The sequence below is a fragment of the Rufibacter latericius genome (genome assembly GCF_003721515.1).
Taxonomy (GTDB): Bacteria; Bacteroidota; Bacteroidia; order Cytophagales; family Hymenobacteraceae; genus Nibribacter; species Nibribacter latericius.
This window is the reverse complement of the sequence record NZ_RJJD01000014.1, coordinates 1-1,224: the sequence shown is the minus strand read 5'-3', so window position 1 is coordinate 1,224 and position 1,224 is coordinate 1. Positions and strand designations below refer to the sequence as shown.

Annotated in this window: 1 protein-coding gene; it reads left to right on the top strand. The window is 51.1% G+C overall.

All coding sequences use genetic code 11. The annotated features are described in order from the left end of the window. Positions 1-229 precede the first annotated feature (229 nt). Entirely contained in the window at positions 230-1,195 is a 966-nt protein-coding gene (locus EFB08_RS17490; RefSeq protein ID WP_123128271.1) for an IS110 family RNA-guided transposase, read from the top strand. Positions 1,196-1,224: the final 29 nt, after the last annotated feature.

Genomic DNA, 1,224 nt, shown 5'->3' with positions numbered 1-1,224 from the left:
TCCTATGTTTGCAAAAACTAATTAACTTGTATAAAAGAGAAGAAAGGAAGGAACAAGATTCATTATACAATAAGGCCCTTGTAAGCCTGTCTAACATGACAATCCCCTTCCTTTTCCTATTGTCACTTTGGAGAGTTCCATAAAGCCCGAGAGCTTGCATCAGGATAGATAAAGCCACAATAGTCTTCTCCCTTTCTGTTTTTGTTAAACTTACTAAAAACCCTAAGCTATGCAAACAGTGGTCGGCATTGATGTGAGTAAAGAAACCTTGGCTGTCTGCCACCTAGTAGCCGGTGAACCCCGGCACCTGGAGGTGGAGAACGCCAAGGCAGGCTTCCGCAGGCTGCTCAAAGGCGGCGGGCCGGAGAGCTTGTATGTGATGGAAGCTACCGGTGCTTATTACATGCGCCTGGCTTATTTTCTGGTTGGGCAGGGCGCGAAAGTGGCGGTGGTAAACCCGTTGGTCATCAAGCGTTTCATCCAGATGCACCTTGGCAAGGGCAAGTCTGACCGGAAGGACGCTCAGTGGATCATGCGCTACGGCCAGCAGAACGAGCTGAAGCTTTGGCGGCCCGACGAGGCGCGGCTGGTGGAATGCAGGCAGCTGGAGCAGGCCATAGAACAGCTTATTAAACAGAAAACCATGACCCTTAACTCGCTGGAGGCTTTGGAGCAGCAACCGGTCAGGAATAAAGTGACCGTGAGAACCTTGAAACTGACGCTGCTGGTGCTGCAGAAACAGATTCACCTGCTGGAGCAGGAGCTGGATGGTCACCTGCGGGAGCAGTTCAAGGAGCAGATGGAGCTGCTAAGCTCCATCCCTGGCATTGGCAGCAAAACAGCCGGTATGCTGCTCCTGTTCTTTGGAGGGTTCAGGCAGGCTACTTATTACCGTCAATTAATTGCCAAAGCTGGCCTGTGTCCCCGGGAGTATAGCTCCGGGTCCAGTGTCCGGGGCAAGGTCAGGATTACGAAGATGGGAGGCAGCCAGATCCGCAGCAAACTATACATGTGCAGCCTGACGGCAATGCGGGCGAACACGGCTTGCCGGGAGTTGTATGAGCGGCTGGTTGCGAAAGGGAAAAACCGAAAACTGGCCTTGATCGCTGTTTGCAACAAGTTGCTCAAGCAGGCTTTCGCTATTATTCATTCGGGTGTTGCCTACCAACCGGATTTTAAAAGATTTTCCGCCTGATTTTATTGACTTTTAACAGAGTTCATGTT